We start from the raw sequence: 19,239 nt of genomic DNA on the forward strand, positions 1-19,239 counted from the left end.
AATGATTGTCCTTTTCTTGCCATAAAAAAATCCCCTCCAGATAAAACAGTATTGAGTCCATCATATCAGATGGACTCTTTTTTTACTGTCTACCTATAGGGGATAATACCAACTTTGGTCCTCTTTAATCTTTCCGAAACAATCCGAACACCCCAACTGTTTGCAGTATATTTGTAAATGCACCTGGGTCCACTTGTTTAATAATCCTCTCTAATTCGTATAACTCGTAACGGGTAATAACCATCATTAACATTTCTTTATTTTCATTCGTATAAGCACCTGTTGCTGGTATCGTTGTAATCCCTCTTACTAATCGCGAGTGAATCGCCTTTCTTACGTCTGCCCCATTCTTCGTAACAATTAATGCTGTAATCTTTACATGACGAGTATGAATTGCATCAATAATTCTCGTTGACACATATAAAGTCACTAGCGTATACAACGCTTTTTCCCATCCATATACATAGCCAGCAGCGATAATGATAATTGCATTAAAAAAGAAAAAGTATGTACCGACAGGCTTATCTTTTATTTTTGATAAAATCATGGCAATAATATCTAATCCGCCTGTAGAAGCACCCCACTTTAAAGCAATCCCTACTCCAATTGCCGAAATAATTCCGCCAAAAATCGCATTTAATATGATATCATTCGAAACCGCTCTAACAGGGATAATTTCTAGAAACAGAGTCATAAATATAACACAAAGAAAACTGAAAAAGGTGAAGGCCTTTCCAACCTTTTTCCACGCTAAAATAACGACAGGAATATTAAATAAGCTAAACAATACTCCCGTAGATATGTGAATCGATAAAAAATCACCTAATATTTGTGATAATAATTGAGACAATCCAGCAAAGCCGCTCGCATACACTTTTGCTGGCGTTAAAAATAAATTCATCCCAATCGCGTTTAATAAACCTGCGATGATTACAACGATTAACTTCTTTATAAGTTCAGTATAATTCAACTTCAAATCCATTTGGAATCCACCTTTACCCTTCATAAATGCACCGCTATACATAGTCTTTACGAAAAAGGAAATGATAAACGTACAACGTTTAGAAATGGAGTTGATACATATGCCACATACGAGTGATAACGACAAAAAAGCACGCGATAATAACGCAAAACGCACACAAAAAAATGAGCAAGAACAAAAAAATATAGAGCAAGGTAAACGTGCATACTCTAAAAAGACCGATCACCTTTGATTCCATCGTACATCAACAATTATGTTGATGTACTTTTTTACATTTTAAAGGAAAAAAACATTAAAAATTCACTTCATGTTCACTTCTATATTCTACAATAGCGATAACATATTCGGATGAGGTGTTGGCATGAGAGGGAAACATATTTTCATTATTACTGCACTAATAAGTATATTGATGTTATCTGCTTGCGGACAAAAAAACGGCTCAGCTACAGTCGCTACAGCAACAGACTCGACCATTACAAAGGATAACTTCGAAAAACAATTGAAAGATCGTTACGGAAAAGACATGCTATACGAAATGATGGCACAAGACGTCATCACAAAAAAATATAAAGTATCTGATGAAGAGGTAAATAAAGAAGTAGAAAAAGTAAAAAAACAATATGGAGATCAATTCAAAAAAGTATTAGAAAATAATGGTTTAAAAGATGAAGAGGATTTTAAAAATCAAATTAAGTTCAAACTTGCTATGAATGAAGCGATTAAGAAAAGCATTACAGAGAAAGATGTAAAAGACCACTATAAGCCAGAAATTAAAGCGAGTCACATTTTAGTAAGTGACGAAAATGAAGCGAAAGAAATAAAGAGTAAACTAGATGCTGGTGCTTCATTTGAAGAATTAGCAAAACAAGAATCACAAGATCTACTATCAAAAGATAAAGGCGGAGACCTTGGATACTTCAATTCAGGTACAATGGCTCCTGAATTCGAAACGGCTGCCTACAAACTAAATGTTGGACAAATTAGCAACCCCGTAAAATCATCAAACGGTTATCACGTTATTAAATTAACTGATAAAAAAGATTTAAAACCTTACGATGAAGTAAAAAACTCTATTCGCAAAAACTTAGAGGAAGAACGTACTGCTGATTCTATATTCAGCAAAAAATTGTTACAAGAGGAATTAAAAAAGGCAAATATTAAAATAAATGATAGTGATTTGAAAGATACGTTTACTCTTGTTTCTCCGCAAGGAAATTAAAAAAAGCACACCCTTATCTTTTTAGATAAGGGTGCGCTTTTTAATCTTTCATCTTATTTCTTAAAGTAAGTCCAACCTTCTTCTTGGTAAACCTTTTCTTCTTTCATCAACTTACCAAGTGCACGCTTAAATGCAGCTTTACTCATGTTAAAGCGTTCTTTAATATCTTCTGGATGGCTCTTATCCCAAAACGGCATTGCTCCGCCTCGTTCTTCCATATATGCATAAATTACTGCAGCATCGTCTTCCATTCCTTCTTCTTTACGAGGAAGAAGTGAAATGTTAATTGTACCGTCATCTTTTACGTCAATAATACGTCCTGTTACACGCTGACCGATGCGGACTTGTTCTTTTCTTTCTGTATGGTGTAAGAAGGCACGGAAATGCTCATCCGTTAGTATGAATGAACCAACTTGAAGTGAACGATATACACGTCCATTTACGTTTTTATTACGCATAGATGGCGTTGCATCTACGATAATTTCTTGCATATCACTGTCTCTTGCCGGAAGAGCAATTAAACGATCACGATTCGTTAATTTTAACGTACAATATAATTCGTCGCCTACTTCTGGCCATACTGGCATATAAATCGGGAACTCATCAGCTGGAATTAGTATATCTTTTGACACACCAATATCAACAAACACACCTAAACTAGGAATAACTTCTACAACCTTTACCCAGTTCCAATCATAAGTTGTAATAATTGGTTCCTTCATTGTTGCTGAAATACGATTTTGGTGATCAAGGTATAAGAATACATCAATCGTATCGCCTTCTTCAATTTCTCCAGCTACTTCGTTTTTATGTAGGAAAATTTCTTCTTCTTCATTCCCAACCATATATCCGATTTCCGTTTCGCGTAAAACAGTTACCTGTTCAATCGATCCTATTTGCAAATACATATTTTTTAATTCCCTTCTATATATATAAAATTATCTTTTTTATCATTCCAAACAAAAGTTAATTATAACATGATTTTTCCTATATTTGTCCAACTGCCCAAAATTCACTATAATAAAATGAGGTTACATGAATATAAGTACGAAAACACTTAAGTCTAGACTCGTTTTCAGCTATACTTTAGTATGTACAGTACATAACAAGATTAGAAATTTATTTGGAGGTGCTAACTATGGCAAAAGATAGTTCTTTTGACATCGTTTCGAAAGTAGAATTACCTGAAGTAACAAACGCAATTAATATCGCATTAAAAGAAATCCAAAACCGATATGACTTTAAAGGAAGTAAAAGTGATATTAAATTAGAAAAAGAAGTACTTGTTTTAACTTCTGATGACGAGTTTAAATTAGAGCAAGTAAAAGACGTTCTTATCTCTAAACTTGTAAAACGTAACGTTCCAATTAAGAACTTAGATTACGGAAAAGTTGAAGCTGCAACTGGCAACACTGTTCGCCAACGCGCAACACTTCAACAAGGTATCGATAAAGATAACGCGAAAAAAATTAACAACATCATTAAAGAAATGAAATTAAAAGTAAAAACACAAGTACAAGATGATCAAGTACGTGTTACAGCAAAAAGCCGTGATGACTTACAAGCAGTAATCGCAGCTGTTCGTAGCGCTGATTTACCAATCGACGTACAGTTCATTAACTACCGCTAAAAAGAAAACTCCTCTTAATTAGAGGAGTTTTCTTTTTTGTCTTGTAGAGACAATATTACGAGAACAAACCATAGAAAAATGGTATATGCGGTGAAATTTGCTAAGTGAACAAAGTCTAACCATACGAGCACTTTACAAATGACCGCATGATCAAACTAGGCCTTATTGTAGAATTTGTTTCATACATGTATTTAGCAGACCTTATGGAAAATAAGAAAAAGACAACTTAAGACGTTTTCCCTTCGATTTGAATTACTTTTCTTAGTAATTACATCCTAGGCCAAAGTCATCTTAAAAATCGCTGTAACTCATAATTCCTCTCCCCGTCAAAACGTAACAATTTATGAGTATAAGAATATTTCCCAACCTTTAATGTAATGTAAAATTAATAAGGAACTTAAAAAATGTTAATTAAAAAAGAGTTAGAAGTGGTTATATGAAGAAATTAATATTATGGTTTTTATTGGCCACATTCTCCCTAAATACTGTAGGATGTTCTAATAATGCGAATTCACTAACGGATAAGTCTAACTGTATCAACAAAGCTTGGTACAAAAAAACTATGTCATGTAATCATTTAAAAAAACATTAAATAGTTAATGATAAAAGTCATAAAAAAAGACACCTCAAAGCGCCTTCCTCCGACTTGAACCATCTTAATTTTAATTATATTTGGATGGAGTTAAAAAGAAGCATAAATGGTTAATAAAGATGCAGACTTCAAAATAAAAAGTACACTAAGTAAACTCTTATTCAAAAATTTATATTAAACACTAATATTTTAGAAGAAAGTTTATAAGTTTAGAACCTACAGGGATTTTCCCTGTAGGTTCTATTATATTTCAAGTAATCCCCAAATGAATTATGAGTGGCTTTTTTCATTTTGGTTTTCAAAATATTTTTCTTTAACCATTTTTATCAGATTTTCTTTTTCTGTTAGTTCAAATATAAATAATGCTTTTTTCATGTTATTTGCAATATCTTCTTCATTCTGTTGTTTAAATCTTAATAAATTCCATCCCTTTAAATAGTAAAGTTCACCTAATAAGTATAAAGTATTTAGATTAATAGCTAATTTGATTCCTTTATCAATGTATTTTACTGCCTCTTCATATTGATAGGTCATACCTAAACATTTCGCTAAATTAAAAATGATTTTTAATTTAATCGCTTTATCTCTCGGAAAATCTAACTTATTAAAATTAGTTAAACACCTTCTTAATATAGTAATACTTTTATCATATTCTTTATTTTCCGCATAAAATATAGACATTGTCTGCATAATATCTATTTCTCTTTCTGATAAAAAATCAACATTGGTTAAAGTTAGTTTTAATGCATTATTTAAAAGCTTTAAAGCAGTTTTTATGGATCTGTTCGCCTCAAATATAGCAATTGCTTCATGCCATAGGAGAAATTGTTCATCTTCTTTTGCCTGGAAATTCCTTTCATCTTTCTCTTTTTTCACGATTTCATAAAGTTCATTATATTGTTTTTGCTTTAAGCAATCTTTTATTACGCATTTTACATTTTCTACATATTTTAGTTTTTTGTTTTGAGTTAATGCAAATATATTATTTGGGTCAATACCAAGTCTTTCTGATAATTGATATAACAATATACTAGATGGATAAATCACACCTTTTTCTATTTTGCTAATTTGACTTTGCGAACATATTCCATGACATAATTCGGATTGTGATATATTTTTTTTAATTCTAAGCTCTTTAATGGTAATACCCAAATCGTAAAATTCCATTTTCCACCTACTATTTAGCACTGTATTAGTATAAGAGTATTCTCTAACTTTTAATGTAACGTAAAATTAATATAGTTACAATTATTGATTGTTTCAAAGATTCTTCCCTATCGGTGCTAACACAAAAAACAGGTTAGGAAGAACATCCCCTTCCTAACCTGGCCCTCCTCTCACTAGGGACGTTTTCATTCTCACATCGTTTCTCTTAAGAAATTTCATATCAACAGAATAAATACTATCGCGCCACCGAACAAACTTACATATACAATAAGAAGACATGAACATAGAGCCAGCAACTTCTCATCTACGCTTCCTTTTAACTGCAATTAAAAACGCAATAAATAATACATTCACCCCAACGATTAAGGAGATAAATAACCAATTCACACCTGTTTCTCCTTTAACTTTATACACGTTTGATTCTTCACGCTTTAAAACGAGATAAAATTTTCCGTTTTCCTCTCTTATAATTTCATCCTGCAACAATCCTCTTAACTCTTGTTTTTCACCAATTGCACTTGCAGGTAAGGAGACTTTTTGTGTTTCTTTCGTATTATTAATTGCTACTAAAGTTACTTCATCTTTATATTTTCGTTTTAGTATGCTCATCCCGCTCTTATCATACAGAAGCTCAAACGTACCGCGTCGTAAAGACGGTCTCGCCTGCCTAAATTCACCTAGTTTTGTTATGTGTTGCATAAACTTTTCGTCTGACTTAAAATCCATTAATCGTCTATTATCGGGTACACTTCCTCCATCTAATGCAATTTCAGTTCCGTAATAAAAATTCGGAATTCCAGGTGATGTTAACAAATAAGTAAGCGCCAGTTTTAAACGTGATGGCGGATAATACATATGTTCTTTTGCAATACGCGCATATCTTTTTGTTTCTTGATTATCTAAGAACGTAACAAATTCTCCTTCTTTTTTACTCACATCGTATAACGATTTCACCGATACATCTGCTTTAGAAAACGACTCTACTATTTTTTCGTTGTATTCGCTATCCTCCTTTGTCATAATACGAAAATCTTTCTTTATCACTTGCATATCTTTTTGCGCGTTATCCCAAAAGGAACGCGGCTTTTTTTCACTCTGTATAACATAACTTCCGTCTAAATCAACTTCTTTTATCCACCATTTCATTGCGTCAATTACCTGTTGTTCGTTTTCTCCAAGCGGAAATTGAAATACAACTTTCATTCCTTTTGCATGAGCTTCTTTTACAAGTTCTTTCACATCATTGTCTGTCCCGAAATGTTCATTTACCTTTTTAAAATTTCGCACGTCTAATCCATCGTACTTTCCACTTTCAAAAAGTGGCGAAAGCATAACGGTAGTAAAACCCATTTCTTTTATGTAATCCAACCTTTTTATAATTCCTCTTATATCCCCGCCTTGATACCCTTCTAAATTACCAACTTCTAACTGCTTGTCATTTTTCGGTTCTCCATTATTGAAGCGATCAATCATAATGGAGTATATAACTTCATCTCGCCACTCTCTTTTTTCGTCTGCAAAAGTATGTATTGGTACAAACAAAACAACAGCTAAGCAAAAACAAATGAATAGTTTCCTAGTCCGTATTTTTCCCACACGCATCCCCCAAGCTTTTTTAATTGTAAGAATATTATACCAATTATCCGAATGAAACGCATATTTCGATTTTAATCCTAACAAAATAATTCATGTTAGGTTTCATGACATCATGCATATAATTTTCTGAATTTTTAGTTGATTTTTGGTTTAATTTCGAATATGATATGAAACATAACAAATAGATGTTATTTTTTCTAACATTTCAGGAGGAGAGATCATGAATATGGGAGATACGGTTTTTATGTTTGTGACGACAGTAATGGTCATGTTGATGACGCCAGGATTGGCACTTTTTTATGGAGGTATGGTTCGCAGCAAAAACGTACTCAGTACAACGATGCATAGTTATAGCGCAATGGCTATCGTTTCGATTCAATGGATCGTTTTCGGCTATTCTTTATCATTCGGACCAGATTGGCACGGGCTTATCGGTACACTTGATTGGTTCGGTCTAAATGGAGTTACCTACGCACCAAATCCAGACTACTCATCCACTATTCCTCACAATTTATTCATGATGTTTCAACTCATGTTCGCCATTTTAACTCCAGCTTTAATTTCAGGTGCATTTGCTGAAAGAATGCGATTTTCTGCCTTTCTTATTTTTATCCTTCTATGGACAACAATCGTTTACAATCCTGTCGCTCATTGGGTATGGGGCGTTGGTGGGTGGCTAAGGGAACTTGGCGCACTAGACTTCGCTGGCGGAAACGTCGTTCACATCACTTCCGGAGTTGCCGGCCTTGTATTAGCTATTTTCCTTGGAAAACGAAAAAACATAAATGGCCCTTCTCCTCACCATTTGCCATTTACAATGTTAGGCGCCGGTTTATTATGGTTTGGTTGGTTCGGTTTTAACGTCGGCAGCGCATTATCCTTAAATGATGTAGCTTTAACTGCATTTATTAATACAAATATAGCCGCCGCTGCCGCCGCTCTAACTTGGATGCTTTCTGAATGGTTCTTCCAATCAAAACCGACCGCGATGGGAGCTGCTTGCGGAGTTGTTTCTGGTCTAGTCGCTATTACACCAGCTTGCGGGTTCGTTACACCTTTCTCCGCCCTTCTTATCGGAGCAATTGGTGGCATATTATGCTTTGGCGCCGTTTTCTTCTTAAAAACAAAATTTGGGTATGACGATACACTTGATGCCTTTGGATGCCACGGCATCGGAGGAACTTGGGGCGGTATTGCAACAGGACTATTTGCAACTACTACCGTAAACGGGGATGGTGCGAACGGATTGTTTTACGGAAACGCCGCGTTACTGTTTAAACAACTTATAGCGATTGGCGCAACATATGCATTCACAATCATCATGACGTATGCCATTATTAAAGCGATCAACTTCTTCCTCCCTGTTCGAGTAGATGAACACGAAGAACACATGGGTCTTGATATTTCAATGCATGGTGAGAAGGCTTATGAACATGCAGAGCGAGCAAACTAAAAAGGGATGCAATCTATTACTAATAGATTGCATCCCTTTTTTTGCGCACGAGGCAACATACCCCACCTAGTATAACTGTAAATATATCAACGTTTTTTTGGATATATCAACGATTTTTCAAATATATCGATTGTTTCTTTCAATATATCAACGGTTCGACACAACATATCAATTTACCAACAAATTCTGACATGAAGAAGATGAAAAATACCCCGGCATAAATTTACACACAAAAAAGACGACCGAAGCCCGGTCGTCTTTTCCTATTTATTTCGGAGCATTTCCTACATATTGCGTAATATCAACATTTAATGCCTGCGCTAAACGCATACCGTATTCTTGATCTGCACGGAAGAAGTTACAAACAGCTAATAATTTTGTGCGTTCATTTACGTCTTTTAGATCATTTGTTAAGTTTGCAATTAAGTTATCTTGCTCTTCTTTAGAGAATGAACGGTAACGCTCACCTGCTTGTTTGAAGTCATTTGGTTTCTCAATTTTTTCACGAGATACATAGCCTTCTACTTTCATAGTTGAATCGCGGTAAGCTTTGTCTTCAACTGGATTTTCAGCATGACGACTAGGTTCATAGTTGATTGTAGATGGGTTTTGATTCACTTGCATCGCACCATCACGTTGTTGATTATAAACAGCTGCGTATGGGCAGTTTACAGGAATTTGCAAGTAATTTGCACCAAGACGATAACGTTGTGTATCTGGGTAAGAGAATAAACGACCTTGTAATAATTTATCTTCCGATGGCTCAATACCATTTACAGTTGCACTTGGAGAGAACGCTACTTGTTCTACTTCTGCAAAGAAGTTTTTCGGATTACGATTTAATGTCATTGTCCCTACTTCAATTAACGGGAAGCGATCTTCTGGCCATACTTTCGTTGGATCTAGTGGATCAAAGTCTAAAGAATCCATTTCATCTAATTGCATAACTTGTACGTGTAAATCCCATTTCGGGTGATTTCCTTTTTCGATCGCGTCGAACAAGTCACGAGTAGCATGATTGAAGTCTTTCCCTTGTACCTCTTGCACTTCTTTCGCATTTAAGTTACGTACACCTTGCTGTGGTTTCCAGTGGTATTTAATATAAACAATTTTACCTTCTTCATTAATCCATTTAAATGAATGGACGCCGAAACCTTCCATTTCACGATAACTTGCTGGTGTACCGTAATCAGAAAATACCCATGTCATCATATGTGTAGATTCCGGACTTAACGTCATGAAATCCCAGTAACGATCTGGCGTTTGAATATTCGTATCTGGTGCTGGTTTTAAAGAATGTACCATATCAGGGAATTTAATTGCATCACGAATGAAGAAAACTGGTAAATGATTACCTACGATATCGTAGTTTCCTTCTTCTGTATAAAATTTAACAGCGAACCCACGTGGGTCACGTGCTGTTTCAGGAGAACCTTGACCATGAATAACCGTTGAAAAACGAACAAATACAGGTGTTTCAGTTCCTTCATTTTGTAAAAATGCAGCTTTCGTATATGGCTTCATACTATTTTTCGTTACGAATACACCGTGAGCACCTGCACCACGTGCATGTACAACACGCTCCGGAATACGTTCACGATCAAAGTGTGCAAGTTTTTCTACTAAATGATAGTCTTCTAATAATACCGGTCCACGACGACCAGCTGTACGAGAATTTTGGTTGTCTCCAACTGGAGCACCTTGGTTTGTTGTTAAGCGATTATTTGGATTCATCTAGGGGGATCCTCCTCTTTCTTTCATAGTAATTATTATTTATTTAAAATTATTATAAATTAATTATTATTCAAAACTAAATCTTTGTCAACTATTTCCTTCACTTTTTTGGAAACAATTTCAGCCAAACAGTCGATAAATGCCGATTGCGCATTCGGCATATTTGGTCTAAAATATTTGGCATTTAATTCATCCGTTACAACTTTACATTCATAATCGTTGTCATATAAAACTTCTAAATGCTCCGCTACAAAACCAACTGGGCAATATATGAAATATTCGTACCCATGCTCTTCATATAAATCTTTCGTTAAATCTTGCACATCTGGACCAATCCACGGATCCGGAGTATTCCCAGCACTTTGCCAACCGATTGTATAGTTTTGAATATTTGCAGCTTCTACAATTAAATCTGCCGTATGCTTTAGTTGTTCTACATATGGGTCTCCTGCTGCAATAATTTTTTCTGGCAAACTATGTGCTGAAAAAATTACGACTGCTTTCTCTTTATCATCAATTTCTTTAAACGTTTCTTTTATTTGGTCTGCCCAATACGAAATAAATTTCGGTTCATCATACCATTGTTCAATTGGTTCAATAACAGGACCACCGATTTCTTTTGAAAGACGAATAGCACGGTCATTATACGCTTTAATGCTAAATGTAGAATAATGCGGCGCTAATACGATACTAATCGCTTGCCCAATCTTATCACGCTTCATCTCTTCTACTGCATCTTCTATAAATGGAGCTATATGTTTTAAACCTAAGTAACAAGTAAATTCATACTCTATAAATATGTTATTCATTGAATCTGTTAATTTATGCGCCTGTTCTTTCGTAATTTTTGCAAGTGGCGAAATTCCACCAATCGCTTTATAGCGCCCAATTAAATCTTCAAGCGCTTCTTCTGATGGCTTACGCCCGTGACGGATATGTGTATAATATCCCTCTACATCGTCTAATGATTCCGGTGTTCCATACGCCATTACGAGTAAACCTATTTTTTTCTTTGTCATCGATATAACACCTCAATTTTATAAATGAGAATCCTTTTCAGAACGTTTGTTTCCAATTATAACAAGTAATAATAAGTACGTCAAAATAATAATTCTAATTAAATATTATTTACAAGGTAATCTTGAATTTTATATGACAATTTCTTTAATAAAAAGCGACTTACATAATTGTAAGCCGCTTTTCCGTTATTCCTTAATATTTACCCCATATTCTTTAAACCAAATGTGAATTTGTGCTAAATGAGCTAAAAGCTGCGGCCCAGTCATCAATTGACCAAACCATGGTGTTTGAAATGCACTGCCGCCAGACTGAATCAATTCGTTCAACTGCTCTTTATCAAACAGTTCGTGTAAAATTGAACCTTTATCCGTTAATAAACTTTGAAGCCATACTGTTACTGCTTTTGTATAGTGTGGATTGTGAGTTTTCGGATAAGGACTCTTCTTTCTATATAAGATGTCATGTGGAAGTACATCTTCTAACGCTTTACGTAATAGACCTTTTTCGCGGTTTTTATACATTTTCATTTCCCAAGGAATATTCCACGCATATTCGACAAGACGATGATCTGCAAATGGAACACGTACTTCTAAGCTCGCCCCCATACTCATACGGTCTTTTCTGTCTAATAATGTTGTCATAAACCATACCATATTTAAATAAAATAATTGACGTCTTTTTGCTTCTAACGGACTTTCTCCCTCTAAAATAGGAACTTCTTGAATCGACTCTTCATAGCGCCTTTGTACATATTGTTGTAAATTTAATTTATTTCTCCATTCTTTTTTTAGAAGTTGTTCACGTGCCTCTGTAGAACGCATCCACGGAAATGCACTCGATTGTAAATCATCTTCTCTATAAAACCACGGATATCCACCAAATATTTCATCTGCACATTCTCCAGATAAGCCAACGACAAAATCTTGTTTAATTTCTCGGCAAAACCATAATAATGACGAATCGATATCTGCCATACCAGGCAAATCACGAACGAGTACCGCTTCAGTTAAATACTCTGCTAATTTTTCATTCGAAATGACGCAGCGATGATGGGTTGTTTGAAATGTCTCAGTCATTAAATTAATAAACGGAGCATCTGAATTTGGCTGGAATGCATTCGCTTTAAAGTATTTGTCATTATCTTCGTAATCAATAGAATACGTGTGTAATGGCCCTTTTCCTGATCTCTCGTATTCTTTCGCTGCGATAGCTGTAATAGCGCTCGAATCTACACCACCTGATAAAAAAGTACATAGTGGTACATCAGAAACAAGCTGTCTTGTAATGGCATCTTGTAATAAGAAGCGCGTTTTCTCTACTGTTTCTTCAAAAGAGTCTTCATGTTTTTTACTTTCTACATTCCAATATCTCCATATACATAAACCGTTCTTTGAAAATGTCATCGCATGACCTGGACGCAATTCTTTTATACCAGCATAAATACCGTGCCCAGGCGTTCTTGACGGTCCGAGTCCGAATATTTCTGATAATCCTTCTAACGTTACTTCCGCCTTCACATCTGGATGCGACAATATCGCTTTTAACTCCGAACCAAATAATAAGCGTCCGCTATCATATTTATAAAAAAGTGGCTTTACACCTAATCGATCTCTCGCAATAAATACTTGTTCTTTCTGTTCGTCCCATACTGCAAACGCATATATACCGTTTAAATGACTGACACATTCTTCTTTCCATTCAATATAAGAAGCTAATAATACTTCTGTATCAGAATGACCTTTGAACGTATATCCTCTTCTTAATAATTCCTTTCGAATGTCTTCTGTGTTATAAAGTTCACCGTTATAGCAAATGGCGTAATTCGTTTCATCTTTTAAACAAGTCATCGGTTGTTTACCGCCCTCAGGGTCCACAACGATTAAACGTTTATGCCCAAATGCGACATTGCCTTTAATCCAAACTTTATTATCATCTGGGCCACGCTTCGCTAACGTCTCAGCCATTTTCGTAACGACGTCCCGCTCTCCTTCTAATGAGCGTTTATAATCCACCCATCCTGTAATCCCGCACATATAAATCATCCTTCCATCTTATTTCTTTTCTTGAACGTGCAGTAATCCCCACCCTAAGAGTGCGGATTAAAAAATGAAAAACTTGACGATAACCTACTATCCACATATGGAATAGCATTTTCACTCAGTAAAACGTGTTTTATTGTATGCCCACCTATGTCTAGATGTGTCTAGTTATAAAGAATGCACGAACTGTCTATAACAGAAATAACTACTTTTCATAAAGGAGAAATCGTGTATGATACAACGTAAACATATTTTATATAATCAACCCCGTGCTCATACAGTCGGTAATGTAGAATATATAAACAATGAGTGGGTATTCTTTGATGATGAAAATGATGAAGCGTTTTTATTAGAAGATATTGCCGAAGATGGGTTTGAAATTTTGTATAATAACAATTGGCTACCAGCCCGTTTCTATGAACAAGATGTATTACAAATCGCCAACGAGCAACACCATTTGCAAAACGGTGAAATGATACGTATTCGAAAAAAGTTACTTCTTAGCTATAATGAATGGCTGGAGGAATTACCTGACTCTGTCTTCACATTATTAACGGAATCATTGCAATCACTTCACTACTCTTTATATGATTGCATGTATTGTCATAATTATTTATCTTTCTTACCGAAAGAGGAGTCACGCGAAGGAGTAAATATTCTTTTGTTTGATAACGAAGAAATGATTTGTACACTGCAGCATCATTTCGTTCGTCACACTACATCAAATAAAAATATGTTCCGTTTTACAAAAGTAAACGGAGAAGAGTTGCATATTGATGCGACATAAAGTAAAACTTTAATTAGTGGGGCAACCCCCACTAATTATTAACCTTCACCAATCTGGTGTTTACGGGATAACGTAAAAAACCACCTTATCTCCCAAGTCTTTGAGATTATAAGGTGGTTTTATTTTTTATTAGAATACTTGCCAGCCAATCGGTAATTTCAGTCCAAGGTAAAATACTGCTACTAGTGCAACAATAAATAGCCCCCAAACTGCCCCTGTTGCTTTGTTCTTGCTCATTTTCACAAGAACCATTTCCATTCCACCGATAACTAAAATACCAGCTATCATTTTTAAACCATACCACATGTGCATGTTACTTGTTGCAGTCTTCATAATACCCATGTACAACATGAAACCTGTCACAATAATGATAATATACATTAGGCGAAGCCCCATATGTACACCTTTACCTTTTCTTCCTGCTGAATAAAGTGAATACGCAACGAAGAATAAAATTAAACCTAACGCCCATGCTGTAATATGCATATGTACCATCGTATCCCTTACCTCCTCTTTTCACACTTTTTCACTCTATATGATAACATGTTCATTTATTTTCAGGAAATGTTTCGCTTTTTTACATTTAAATGATATAATATTTAGAGTATTTACAAACTTCTTGTAATAACAAAAGGGGGAACAATCATGATTCAAACTAAGGATATTATCGAACTTACAGACACATACGGAGCAAATAACTATCACCCACTTCCAATCGTTATTTCTAAAGCAGAAGGTGTTTGGGTAGAAGATCCTGAAGGAAACCGCTATATGGACTTATTAAGTGCATATTCTGCAGTAAACCAAGGTCATCGTCACCCGAAAATTATTAACGCTTTAATTGACCAAGCTAATCGTGTTACGTTAACTTCTCGTGCTTTCCATAGCGATCAATTAGGTCCTTGGTACGAAAAAGTTGCGAAACTAACTAATAAAGAAATGGTACTTCCAATGAATACAGGTGCTGAAGCTGTTGAAACTGCAATTAAAACAGTTCGTCGCTGGGCTTATGATGTGAAGAAAGTAGAAGCAAACCGTGCTGAAATCATCGTTTGTGAAGATAACTTCCACGGACGTACAATGGGTTCTGTTTCTATGTCTTCAAATGAAGAATACAAGCGTGGATTCGGTCCAATGCTTCCTGGCATCGTTGTAATTCCTTACGGTGATTTAGAAGCGTTAAAAGCTGCAATTACACCAAACACAGCAGCATTCATTTTAGAGCCAATTCAAGGTGAAGCAGGAATTAACATCCCACCAGCTGGTTACTTAAAAGAAGCTTTTGAAGTATGTAAAAAAGAAAACGTTTTATTCGTAGCAGATGAAATCCAAACTGGCTTAGGCCGTACTGGTAAAGTATTCGCTTGTGACTGGGACGATGTAACTCCTGACATGTACATACTTGGCAAAGCGCTTGGCGGCGGCGTGTTCCCGATCTCTTGCGTTGCAGCAAACCGTGACATTTTAGGTGTATTTGAGCCAGGTTCTCACGGTTCTACATTCGGTGGTAATCCACTTGCATGTGCTGTGTCTATCGCAGCTCTTGAAGTGTTAGAAGAAGAAAAATTAACAGAGCGTTCTCTTCAATTAGGAGAAAAATTAGTTGGGCAATTAAAAGAAATTGATAACCCAATGATCACTGAAGTTCGCGGTAAAGGTTTATTCATCGGTATCGAATTAAACGAACCAGCTCGTCCTTACTGTGAACAACTAAAAGCAGCTGGTCTACTATGTAAAGAAACACATGAAAACGTAATTCGTATCGCACCACCTCTAGTAATCTCTGAAGAAGATTTAGAGTGGGCATTCCAAAAAATTAAAGCTGTATTATCGTAATGATAGAGAGGTTGTCCGACATATTGGGACAACCTCTTTCTTTTTATATTCATTTATATTAAGATAAAATTGTAATTTTCTGTATTTTAAAATCGTAAAGGAGGTGCGATATGCTATTAAGATATGGTAAACATATTAACTATTTAGCTACATCTTTTATTTTAGTTACATTCTTTGGCTTCCTACTTTCCACAACATGGCTTACTCACTACTCAACTTCTACTACATTCACACTACTGAAAGCATCATTTTGGACTGCTGTTATTCTTACTATCATTGGTTTTGGACGAGAAAAAAGCGCACTTACGGTTATACTATTTGGCATTTGTACACTTGCATTCATTGGTCTTTACACTTTTTCCGTTATCGATTACCTCTATAACCCAAGGCCATAAAAAAGAGCTATCTTTTAACAAGATAGCTCTTTTCTTCACTTCACTACATTTCGCAAAGTACCAATTCCTTCTACTGTAATAACCACTTCATCACCAGCATGTAAAAACTTTGGTGGTGTGAAACCTTTTCCGACACCAGCCGGGGTTCCTGTTGCGATAATATCGCCTGGTTCTAAAGTCATTCCTTTACTTATCGTTGAAATAATTTCTTCTATTGGAAAAATCATTTTATTTGTGTTGGAAGTTTGCCTTACTTCTCCATTTACTACCGTTTCAATGTGTAATGAATTCGGCGCATTAACCACCGATTTATGAATTAAATACGGTCCCATCGGACAAAATGTATCGAAGCTTTTCCCAAGGAAAAACTGTTTATGTTTTCTTTGAATGTCTCGAGCTGTTACATCATTGATAATCGTATAACCAAAAACATGCTCAAGCGCTTTTTCTTTTTTAATTTGTTTCCCTCGCTTACCAATAATGATAGCTAATTCTCCTTCGTAATCTAGTTCGTCCGTTGCATGAGGGTGACCATTAATTTGCTCATTTATGCCAATAACTGTTGTTGGTGCTTTCGTAAAGATCATTATATTTTCTGGAATAGACTCTACTCCGCCCATTTCTACCGCATGCTCACGATAGTTTTTTCCAACGCACAAAATATTCTTTCTTGGCCTTGGAATCGGTGCTAATATTTTCACCTCTGTTAACGGATAATACGCCGCTTCCCCGTTCTCTTTTGCCCAATTTACAATTTCACATACTTTCTCAAAGCATTCAGTCCCTCTTTCAATACACTCTAGCATTGTAATAGGGATTGTAACCTTTTCCCCTTTTTGTCTTTGCGCTTCTCTTAAGTGTAATACCTTTTCTTCTTCTTCATCCACAATACCTACAAATACCTTTTCTTCTTTTTTCGCCGTTACAAAACGCAATATTTCCACTCTCCATCCTACAACTCATACACTTTAATTGTATTCGCATCCGCAAGAAAAAAACCTTCTCATGCACGCTAATTTTTACAATATTCTTCTCATATCCGATTCGTTACTCCTTTATCATTTGGCATAAAATGTAGAAATTTTACTTTTTTTAGCGAATGCATTTCTTTTTTATGAAGTTTTTGTATAATATGTACTACATATATACTAAAAATTTCATTTAGAGATGGAGCCGATTTCAATGTTTGAGCAAGCGATTGAAAAAAAACGTGAAAAAATGATTTATTTTGCTGAACGCTATGGAATGACTTCTCAAAAAACAGTGGATTGTAGCCAAGAACTGGACAGGCTCTTAAATGTAATTTGTCATGTACATACGGATTTACACCCTAATCAAACGTTCAAAACACACACGCAATAATGCGTGTGTTTCTTTTATTTCAAAAAAATACACATTTTATTGGAAACGCCCATACAATAGTAGAAAAGAAAATTTTAAAAACGAAGGGTGTTTTGTATGCCAGCTATGGTCGGACATATTCGTATCGTCAATATTGGATCAAGTGGTATTTTTCATATTGGAGATGTATTTGCGATTAGGCCTATTAGTTACTCACGTGCTTTCGCCGGGGCCGGCTCTTTTAACGTTGGAGATAACGTTTCTGTCTACAATTATCAAAGTGCAACGACTGTCAACGATTCAGATGTCGTCGATCAAGCGATAATTGGTTCAACTTAAAGGGGGCGATTATATTGAACTTTTATGTAAACCAAAGTATCGTCATCAACAGTATTAAAATTGATAGCATTACAACCTCTTCTGTGTTCCAAATTGGTACTGCCGGAAGTATTAAAGCCCTATCTAAATTTTCAAATACGGGCGGATTTACGGAGCCGCTTCGCCCATTACAGGCGAAAGGACAAATTATTTCTATCAAACCATCAACTAGTTCTTCTTAAGACATCCTTGTCATAAATATATAGTAGGAATATTTTTACCCTCCCTATTGAAAAGGAGGTTTCACAAATGAATCAAGATATATATACTTACTTACACCAACTTCAACAAGCTCTTCAAACACAACAAGCAGCCATCTTGAATTTAGAAGATCAAGTGCGCCAACTCCAAGAAGAGCTTAACGAATTAAAAAATCGCCCCTCCTCTTCTGTAGGAAAAGTGGAATACAAATTCGATCAATTAAAAGTCGAAAATTTAAATGGTACTTTAAATATTGGTTTAAACCCATTTTCAGCAAAAGGACAACAAATTGAAGATTTTCAAGTGGATACAGAAACATTAAAGGTAAACCCTGAAACCGAAACAAACCCAGACTTTTATCAAGGTATCCTCCAAGAAATGCATCGATACTTAGATGAAGAAGCATATAATCGTATTCTCCATTTTGAACAAGAAGAGAGAACACCGCTTGATGAAATGTATCGACAAATGATGGTGGATGACATAAAAAAACAGATGGAGCATCGACTCCCTTATTATTTATCACAAGCGCAATCATATGAAGGTATTTCAACAGATCCAGATTATTTACGAGATATCATTATTCAGGCAATGAAACAAGATATTGACAAAGCCTTTCTCTCCTTTATTCAGCACATACCAGGAAATTTCCGAAAGGAGTAATTATGTATGAACCTTAACGTTGTAAACCGTGAGTTAAAAGTCGGACAGATTAAAATGAACGGTGTATCGTCGTCCGCACTCTTTTTAATTGGAGATGCAAATCTCCTCATTCTATCTTCTATTCTCGATACACCATTTGAAACAGTTACAGAGGGTCCATTTGTACCATTAGTAACAGATGTCGCTCCTACTCCAGGTTAAGGAGA

At 35.4% G+C, this 19,239-nt stretch carries 21 protein-coding genes; 12 read left to right on the top strand and 9 right to left on the bottom strand.

All coding sequences use genetic code 11. The features are described 5' to 3' along the window. Positions 1–124 precede the first annotated feature (124 nt). On the bottom strand, positions 125–982 hold the full coding sequence (locus MR143_RS25630; RefSeq protein WP_000364431.1) for a YitT family protein: 858 nt from the start codon (positions 980–982) through the stop codon (positions 125–127). A 100-nt stretch (positions 983–1,082) separates the two neighbouring features. Here MR143_RS25630 and MR143_RS25635 point away from each other — a divergent pair, with 100 nt between their 5' ends. Both MR143_RS25635 and prsA read left to right on the top strand, forming a co-directional pair. Then, positions 1,083–1,214: a DUF3941 domain-containing protein gene (locus MR143_RS25635; protein ID WP_001120850.1), complete on the top strand. Its 132-nt coding sequence runs from the start codon at positions 1,083–1,085 to the stop codon at positions 1,212–1,214. Between the two features lie 129 nt (positions 1,215–1,343). Further along, a complete protein-coding gene (prsA, locus tag MR143_RS25640; RefSeq protein ID WP_199717714.1) occupies positions 1,344–2,201 on the top strand; it encodes a peptidylprolyl isomerase PrsA in 858 nt (285 codons plus the stop codon). 53 nt (positions 2,202–2,254) lie between these two features. Here prsA and MR143_RS25645 read toward each other — a convergent pair whose 3' ends face one another. Then, entirely contained in the window at positions 2,255–3,109 is an 855-nt protein-coding gene (locus MR143_RS25645; RefSeq protein ID WP_000281260.1) for a CvfB family protein, read from the bottom strand. A gap of 230 nt (positions 3,110–3,339) precedes the next feature. On the opposite strand from MR143_RS25645, the gene MR143_RS25650 reads away from it, so the two are divergent. Further along, positions 3,340–3,831 carry a YajQ family cyclic di-GMP-binding protein gene (locus MR143_RS25650; RefSeq protein WP_001040149.1) on the top strand — a complete coding sequence of 164 codons (492 nt, stop codon included), beginning with the start codon at positions 3,340–3,342 and terminating at the stop codon, positions 3,829–3,831. Positions 3,832–4,693: 862 nt separating this feature from the next. Here MR143_RS25650 and MR143_RS25655 read toward each other — a convergent pair. Further along, positions 4,694–5,590 (bottom strand): helix-turn-helix domain-containing protein, encoded by an 897-nt coding sequence (locus MR143_RS25655; protein WP_242281071.1) that lies wholly within the window; start codon positions 5,588–5,590, stop codon positions 4,694–4,696. Positions 5,591–5,890: 300 nt separating this feature from the next. Continuing rightward, positions 5,891–7,192, bottom strand: a complete 1,302-nt coding sequence (locus MR143_RS25660) for an alpha-amylase family glycosyl hydrolase (RefSeq protein ID WP_242281072.1) — start codon at positions 7,190–7,192, stop codon at positions 5,891–5,893. A gap of 214 nt (positions 7,193–7,406) precedes the next feature. Here MR143_RS25660 and MR143_RS25665 point away from each other — a divergent pair, with 214 nt between their 5' ends. Further along, positions 7,407–8,639: an ammonium transporter gene (locus MR143_RS25665; protein WP_199717715.1), complete on the top strand. Its 1,233-nt coding sequence runs from the start codon at positions 7,407–7,409 to the stop codon at positions 8,637–8,639. 267 nt (positions 8,640–8,906) lie between these two features. Here the strand turns inward: MR143_RS25665 and katB are convergent, their stop codons facing one another. From katB to asnB, 3 genes are all read right to left on the bottom strand, one after another. Then, complete coding sequence (gene katB / locus MR143_RS25670) at positions 8,907–10,373, bottom strand: catalase KatB (RefSeq protein ID WP_001069163.1); 1,467 nt, start codon at positions 10,371–10,373, stop codon at positions 8,907–8,909. A 59-nt stretch (positions 10,374–10,432) separates the two neighbouring features. Beyond that, complete coding sequence (hemH, locus tag MR143_RS25675; RefSeq protein ID WP_199717716.1) at positions 10,433–11,392, bottom strand: ferrochelatase; 960 nt, start codon at positions 11,390–11,392, stop codon at positions 10,433–10,435. A 186-nt stretch (positions 11,393–11,578) separates the two neighbouring features. After that, the gene (gene asnB / locus MR143_RS25680; protein ID WP_089149404.1) at positions 11,579–13,426 is read right to left on the bottom strand and encodes an asparagine synthase (glutamine-hydrolyzing); all 1,848 of its coding nucleotides are present in this window, start codon (positions 13,424–13,426) and stop codon (positions 11,579–11,581) included. 238 nt (positions 13,427–13,664) lie between these two features. Here asnB and MR143_RS25685 point away from each other — a divergent pair, with 238 nt between their 5' ends. Further along, positions 13,665–14,219 carry a DUF2777 domain-containing protein gene (locus MR143_RS25685; protein ID WP_000616044.1) on the top strand — a complete coding sequence of 185 codons (555 nt, stop codon included), beginning with the start codon at positions 13,665–13,667 and terminating at the stop codon, positions 14,217–14,219. 129 nt (positions 14,220–14,348) lie between these two features. Here the strand turns inward: MR143_RS25685 and MR143_RS25690 are convergent, their stop codons facing one another. Then, on the bottom strand, positions 14,349–14,714 hold the full coding sequence (locus MR143_RS25690; protein ID WP_000233490.1) for a YisL family protein: 366 nt from the start codon (positions 14,712–14,714) through the stop codon (positions 14,349–14,351). Positions 14,715–14,864: 150 nt separating this feature from the next. On the opposite strand from MR143_RS25690, the gene rocD reads away from it, so the two are divergent. Both rocD and MR143_RS25700 read left to right on the top strand, forming a co-directional pair. Continuing rightward, positions 14,865–16,055 (top strand): ornithine aminotransferase, encoded by a 1,191-nt coding sequence (gene rocD, locus MR143_RS25695; RefSeq protein ID WP_000616657.1) that lies wholly within the window; start codon positions 14,865–14,867, stop codon positions 16,053–16,055. A 110-nt stretch (positions 16,056–16,165) separates the two neighbouring features. Next, entirely contained in the window at positions 16,166–16,450 is a 285-nt protein-coding gene (locus MR143_RS25700) for a hypothetical protein (protein ID WP_000926865.1), read from the top strand. A 35-nt stretch (positions 16,451–16,485) separates the two neighbouring features. On the opposite strand, the gene MR143_RS25705 is transcribed toward MR143_RS25700, so the two are convergent. Then, a complete protein-coding gene (locus MR143_RS25705; protein ID WP_001213073.1) occupies positions 16,486–17,385 on the bottom strand; it encodes a fumarylacetoacetate hydrolase family protein in 900 nt (299 codons plus the stop codon). Between the two features lie 247 nt (positions 17,386–17,632). On the opposite strand from MR143_RS25705, the gene MR143_RS25710 reads away from it, so the two are divergent. The 5 genes from MR143_RS25710 to gerPD all read left to right on the top strand — a co-directional run bounded on the left by MR143_RS25710 (position 17,633) and on the right by gerPD (position 19,234). Beyond that, on the top strand, positions 17,633–17,812 hold the full coding sequence (locus MR143_RS25710) for an aspartyl-phosphate phosphatase Spo0E family protein (protein ID WP_000462841.1): 180 nt from the start codon (positions 17,633–17,635) through the stop codon (positions 17,810–17,812). A gap of 96 nt (positions 17,813–17,908) precedes the next feature. Further along, entirely contained in the window at positions 17,909–18,130 is a 222-nt protein-coding gene (gene gerPA / locus MR143_RS25715; RefSeq protein ID WP_001111188.1) for a spore germination protein GerPA, read from the top strand. Positions 18,131–18,144: 14 nt separating this feature from the next. Beyond that, positions 18,145–18,351, top strand: a complete 207-nt coding sequence (gerPB, locus tag MR143_RS25720) for a spore germination protein GerPB (protein ID WP_001012516.1) — start codon at positions 18,145–18,147, stop codon at positions 18,349–18,351. 67 nt (positions 18,352–18,418) lie between these two features. Continuing rightward, positions 18,419–19,033 carry a spore germination protein GerPC gene (gerPC, locus tag MR143_RS25725; RefSeq protein ID WP_001070760.1) on the top strand — a complete coding sequence of 205 codons (615 nt, stop codon included), beginning with the start codon at positions 18,419–18,421 and terminating at the stop codon, positions 19,031–19,033. A gap of 6 nt (positions 19,034–19,039) precedes the next feature. Then, complete coding sequence (gene gerPD / locus MR143_RS25730; protein WP_001052806.1) at positions 19,040–19,234, top strand: spore germination protein GerPD; 195 nt, start codon at positions 19,040–19,042, stop codon at positions 19,232–19,234. The last annotated feature ends 5 nt before the right edge of the window (positions 19,235–19,239 follow it).

This window comes from Bacillus cereus group sp. BfR-BA-01347, assembly GCF_022663835.1.
GTDB classification, from domain to species: Bacteria; Bacillota; Bacilli; order Bacillales; family Bacillaceae_G; genus Bacillus_A; species Bacillus_A thuringiensis_K.